Source organism: Aquiflexum sp., assembly GCF_977115555.1.
Map to the genome: position 1 here is coordinate 1 of NZ_CDSBKL010000273.1, position 5,749 is coordinate 5,749.

Annotated in this window: 4 protein-coding genes; all 4 read right to left on the reverse strand. The window is 44.0% G+C overall.

The window, feature by feature from the left end:
• Positions 1-1,097, reverse strand: a 1,097-nt coding sequence (locus ACZFYI_RS14610) for a DUF1254 domain-containing protein (RefSeq protein ID WP_462524865.1), incomplete at its 3' end; no start/stop codon positions are given.
• Between the two features lie 115 nt (positions 1,098-1,212).
• Complete coding sequence (locus ACZFYI_RS14615) at positions 1,213-2,805, reverse strand: phosphatase PAP2 family protein (RefSeq protein WP_462524866.1); 1,593 nt, start codon at positions 2,803-2,805, stop codon at positions 1,213-1,215.
• Between the two features lie 247 nt (positions 2,806-3,052).
• On the reverse strand, positions 3,053-4,396 hold the full coding sequence (locus tag ACZFYI_RS14620; protein ID WP_462524867.1) for an IS110 family RNA-guided transposase: 1,344 nt from the start codon (positions 4,394-4,396) through the stop codon (positions 3,053-3,055).
• 420 nt (positions 4,397-4,816) lie between these two features.
• A partial coding sequence (locus ACZFYI_RS14625) for a DUF763 domain-containing protein (RefSeq protein ID WP_462524868.1) occupies positions 4,817-5,749 on the reverse strand: 933 nt, incomplete at its 5' end.

Below are 5,749 nucleotides of genomic sequence, written 5' to 3' on the forward strand. Positions count from 1 at the left end.
AAAGCCTGGTCCGGAGGCAATTGGTCCTTGGTCATTTTAACCACATAATCATTCAGGGCATTCAGAGGCGCACCATCGGCTGAAGTGATGTTCGGATACATGGCTTCTTCCATGGGAAGACCGATAGGCCCGATAATCGATACGGTGACAACGGTTTCCAGGTCGGTTACCCCTTTGGGTTTAAACATTTTGGGGGCGATGGCGGCAAACAGGTTCGGGTCGGTCAGTTTACCGAGGTATTCGGCCTCGATTTTTTGGGCCACTTCCCGGAATTTTTTTCCGTCAATCTTGATTTCTTGTGGGTTGTATTCACCGCCAGGGACGATCCCAAGGGGTTCGTATGCTTCGAGTACCGCCTTATCCTCAGGGTCATCGGGATCAAATGAAACGTGATTGAAAACAAACTGCATCACTTCAAGCAGGTTATTCTCAAAAACATCCAAGTCCGTCTTTCCAACCTCCGGAAAGGTGATTTTCTCTGCTACTTTTGGCTGGCCTCCATTGTATTCAGACAAGGTCTCAATTTTGATGGTTCCAATGGTTTCAATGATGCTTTTGAATCGTTCCGGCTCGTTGGCATGTGGCATGATGCGCAGCACGGCTGAAACAAAATCGCCCGAAGTTTTATAGATCAACTCCACTCCGGGTACCTCTTCTCCTTTATATCCTTTTGTTCGGTCGGAGTAAAACAAGATTTTTTCCGGTTTTTGAAAATCTCCCTTACGCGTTGCTTTGGGTACATCCACATAATGATCATAGGCCGTAACCATTAAGGACACGTACTTGGAATCAAAAGCAGGCAGGTACATTATTACGGGTTCAGCCTGCAAATCCAGTAATGCGCTGGCGTAAAAACTGTCGTTGTTGGGGCGTGCAATATCCCTCATCGTATGATCTTTCAATTTTGTGTCAGAATCCACGGTGTTCCAGCCACCTGCCTTCATGGCAAACTTGTTGTTGACATTGTACATGGCTATGTATTGATAGGAGCGTTTTACCATGTTTTCTACCTGGTCATCCGTGAGAACTACAAAACCATTTTCATCGGTATCCAAGGCTGGTTTGTTTTCTTTGCAGGCTGATACGAAAAGAGTCATTGTAATCAGCAGTATTTGAAATCTTAGATTAAACTTTACCATGATCATGTTTCTTTTAAATCCATTTAAACGTTAATTTTTTTACTCTAATTCACAATTTGGCCATGGATACTATTCACTTTTCTAAGTCAAATTCCTTCAGTTTTTTAGCTGCCGTTCCAAACTGTCCAAGTTGATATACGGCCGCGCTTTTTGGGGAGAAGGTAAATGTCTCAAAGGGCTCTTTTAGTAATTTGTCGAGATAAGGTTTAGGGGCTAAACCGACAGTGAGGTGCGGCACAAAGTGTTCTCCCGTATGTTCTGGAACAAATACAGAAACATAATGAATCAGGACGGGGTCAATGATACGATCTTCGGGTGTTGTGAAAAACGCAGTTGAAGATCCGGTTTCTACGGTATACGGCGCCACTGCTTCTATTAAGTCTTCTTGGAGTTTTATCAGTTCGGCGATTGGATTTGCTTTAATGGCCGTAAGGCCGAGTTCTCCCATAGGTACGAAGTCATATTCAAAGGCCTCAAGCTCGAAACTACTTATATCAAACTTGCTAAGCACATTGTTCGCAGCGGCATATACTTTTTCTAGATCCGCTGTCCGAACGAAGCGCTGAATCAAGGTGATGTGCGGACGGTGAGACTCGTCCAACGTAAATCCATCAGGATAGACCTTGATAAACTCCGCATTTATGGCTTCGGCTTTGTTGAGAAGTGCGGCATCCGGTTCCAGCAGGATATCAATTGCAGTAATCTCACTTGCCTGAAATCCAAGTGCAAGTGCAGCGGCTTCCCACTCACAATCCCCTGTTGGCGAGGTACCGTTGGCCCGGAGATCAGCGTATTCAGCTTTGGCAGCCTCAAGATCCGCCAGAAATGTTGGGTTTGCGTGGAGCCGCGCTACCGTAGCCGCACCCATAAAGCGTCCCCAAACCACATCACTATACCAATGATGGTTGGCAACGATACGACTCTCGGTATAGGCCAGTCCACGAGCGATCAGCTGGTCGGTCCGATCCGGCGCAATTTCGGCTAAAATCAGTGCGGTACCCCATCCCAATGCCGAATGTCCTGATGGATAGGAAGGATCATTTTCCAGAGTCGATTTCATTTCAGGAAATGCTAAGGGGGCACCGTTAGTTTGGAAAGGCCGCTTTCTTTGGTAGTAATTTTTTGCCGTGTATGTTGAAAGCGCTAAATCACTAAAGCTTCGACTCAGTAAGTTGTATAGATAGGGTGCATTCTCTTTGGTAATCTCTCCATTTAATGCACAAGAAAAATCATTGATGAAGATCGGAAGTTTTAACTCGAAGTCAGCGGATGCCAGCTCAAATCGCGCTGTACTTTGTAAGGCGAATGTGTTTTGAGCCACTTCTACATCGTGTGCAAATGCAGCTGATCCTGGAGCTGGCGGAGGAGGAATTAGGGCCAGACTATTGGGAAGCTCCTCGGGGTCGAGATACCCCTCTAATGCACCTAAACCAAGTTCGGGATGGAACTCCGGAACGGTACCGAGCTTGGTGCGTTCATCTTCTGTGCTCACACAACCGATGATCAGGAAAAAAGCCAGGATACTTAATATCACTGCACCAGAGAATGTACGTCCTTTGTGGGCTGTTTTCTCTTGGTCGCTCCAAGTGTTTGTATGCAGACTCGGGTTATATTTTGGTGACTCCAAGACTGGCCCTTCGACAAATTTTTCTAGAGGGTTTTTCATGATTTCAGTTTTTATAAAGCAATTTGACCCAGACCTTTCTTTAATTGGTCTTAAATACATAGAGAAGGTAGCTCTAATTTTATAGATATGTTATGATTATTATCATGTTAAATGTATATAATCGAACCGTCAGGCTGCAGGGTGAATCTGGCGTAGGTAGAAAAATTTTGAGTCTGCTTAAATCTGTCTGGATTTCATTGAATTCAGACCAAATCTTTAGAATTCTGACTAACGTAAAGAAAAACCCTTAAAATTCAGCTGTTTTGAGGCCTAGGTCGTCTTCGGTAATGCCGAATTTATCGATTTGCTTTTTGATTCGCTTAACTAATCCCAACTTTCTTTTTTGATCCAGGAACAGATATCCTTCCGGGTTGATGTAGGGAGTTCCTTTTACCACCATGCTCCAGATGATTACAGCCAACTTTCGTGCTGTGGCACTGATTGCGGAGACTCTGCCTTTTCTGAAACTGATCCTCTGGAAGAAGTCCCTCAAGGGTGTGGATTCTTTCAAATTACCTATGGCATTGGCTGCATTCCGGAGTGCTATTTTCAGTCTGTTGCTTCCTTTTGGAACCTTGCTGGATAGTAGTTTTCCCCCACTTACTTTATTGTTTGGAGCCAGTCTTAGCCATGAAGCGAAGTGCTTGGCAGTTTTGAATTTTTTTATGCCTTCATAGCCCACTTCACTCATTAAAGAAAGAATAGTAGAGAAGCTCATCCCCTCAATGGCCAACAGATCGGTTCCTTCAAAGAGTTGGTAGGCCTTTAAGTTGAGGTCAATGTCTTTTGGGGTATTTTTGTTGACTCGTTTATGGGTTTTGGGTTCAAGGTGATGCTGTCTTTTGTTGTCATCGGATTGGATGATTTCATTGAGCATTTTTTCGATTTCGATATCACAGCGGGTGATTTTTTCCTGGGTTTGATCGTAGGTTTCCAGTTCCTGTCTGAGAGCGAAGAGGTAATCCTTTCTTCCGTTGCTTTGGAGAGCTTTGGCGATTTCTTCCTCACTTTTTCTGCAATTCCCATGGCGAAGAGCAGCGAGTTTTTCAGGGTCGGTTTCACCTTCACAGATGGCCCGGATGATCAGCAGTCCGGTGAGTCCGCAGATGTCCCGGACAACTACATCAAGACGCAGATTGAGCAGTCTGAGGTATTTTTGCATTTTCTTGGATGCCGAAGCCGCTGAGTGGAGCAGATTTGCGCGATGACGGCAATAGGTCCGCAATTCTTCTGTCTTGCCTTCGGGTAGAAAACTGCCTGTCAACAGGCCAAGGGTATGGAGTTTTTGGATCCACTGGCAGTCTTTGATGTCGGTCTTTTTGCCTTTGATGTTTTTGGTGAACTTTCCGTTGCAGAGAATTACTTCAAAGCCTCTGGAGATCAGGACGGCATAAAGATTCTGCCAGTAAGTACCCGTACTTTCCATGGCAACAGTTTTAATTCCTTTTTCCTTCAACCAGTCGGCCATGGCAAACAGATCTTGGTTGAACACCCCGTACTCCCGAACGTCCTGTTCGGACTGGCCCACTGCCACCCAGTGGGAACGGCTCCCGACGTCTACCCCCGCAGCCTGCGGGTTTATGACTTCCATTGAAATAGATTCCTGTTCCATAAAAATGAGCATAAAGAATACTCTCAGGGGATGTGCTTTTGGCAAGAAAATATTCTGAACGGGGTTCCTTTCCTGTTGGTAACCGGGATCCGGACCGCCACTGAAATCATCGCAGGCATCCCAACCAGAATTGCGCCCGTGCTTCCCGATAAACCGGGTGCGACAGTTCTAAAATCGGCCTTCCAGAGAGTGATTGAATTTAGCAAAAAACAGTTGAAGTGCCTTTAAACCGTTAGCATACGAAATCAACTTTTTAAAAGTAGGGGGAATTGAGCCTAACGTTCCCACGCTTGGCGCTGTGGGGGATTTTGGAAAACTAAATCATCTGCCAGCACGAATTTACAATAGAAGCACAAAGTTTAAATGAACGATGTTAGCCCCCATAGTGCCAAACGTGTGTTATGTGCCGTTTTTTTTGTCGTCTTGTCTTGAAAATCCGTTTATTGTTCTTCCGCCATATTTCCAAGCATCGTCTTTTTCTTTTTGTAAAAGTGCTTCAAAATTGTCGTTGGGTGTAAAATTTCTCTCTGCTTTTTGGGTAATTTGAGTAAGTTTTTGAATTACGCTTTGCTTATCAGAATCTCCAATTTTTGCTTTTTCTACTGAGTTTTTCAAGGTGTCAATTACCTCATCATACACCTTGGTTGGTACGGGAAATGGTCTGCCACCTTTCCCGCCATGAGCAAATGCAAATCGGGCAGGGTCTGTAAATCGGGAAGGTGTGCCGTGTATTACTTCACTAACCAATGCCAAAGATTGCAATGTTCTTGGACCAAGTCCTTTGAGAAGCAATAAGTCTTCAAAAAGTTGTGTTTGTGTTTCTTGTGCCAACCAAAGAATACTTCCTAAACGTTTCAAATCAACATCTTTTGCCTTAATATCCTTATAGGTTGGCAATGTTAAATGTTTGATTTCTTCAAGCATCTTTTCAGGATTCTCTTTTGCGATATCAATTATTGCTAGTTGTGTTGGTTTGGCTTGTTTAGCAACTAAATTTAGAATTTCGCCTTGAAAATCTCCACAGATTGCTGTATGCGGTTCTTCAACAAAAGAATTTATGCTATTTGAATTCCAATGGTAGCGTCTTGCTTTTGAAGTTTCAGTTTGCATTCCTTGTTGGATTACTGACCAATCGGCCTGGTCACTAACCACAAAGTAGTGCATATATACTTGGAAACCATCTTGAATTGCTGTACTATCCACTTTGGCTGTCAATCGGCTAAATTTTGCTAGTTCATTTCCATTAAGGCCTGTTTTGTCTCCAACTGCAACTAATTCATTTGGCGTTTGAAGTGAATCTTTACCTTTTCCACCACAAACATAAATACCCAA

What these genes read in the sequence shown, in the direction of transcription:
- ACZFYI_RS14615 (WP_462524866.1), bottom strand. Translation starts at nt 2,805, where the DNA reads ATGAAAAACCCTCTAGAAAAATTTGTCGAAGGGCCAGTCTTGGAGTCA.
- ACZFYI_RS14620 (WP_462524867.1), bottom strand. Translation starts at nt 4,396, where the DNA reads ATGGAAGTCATAAACCCGCAGGCTGCGGGGGTAGACGTCGGGAGCCGT.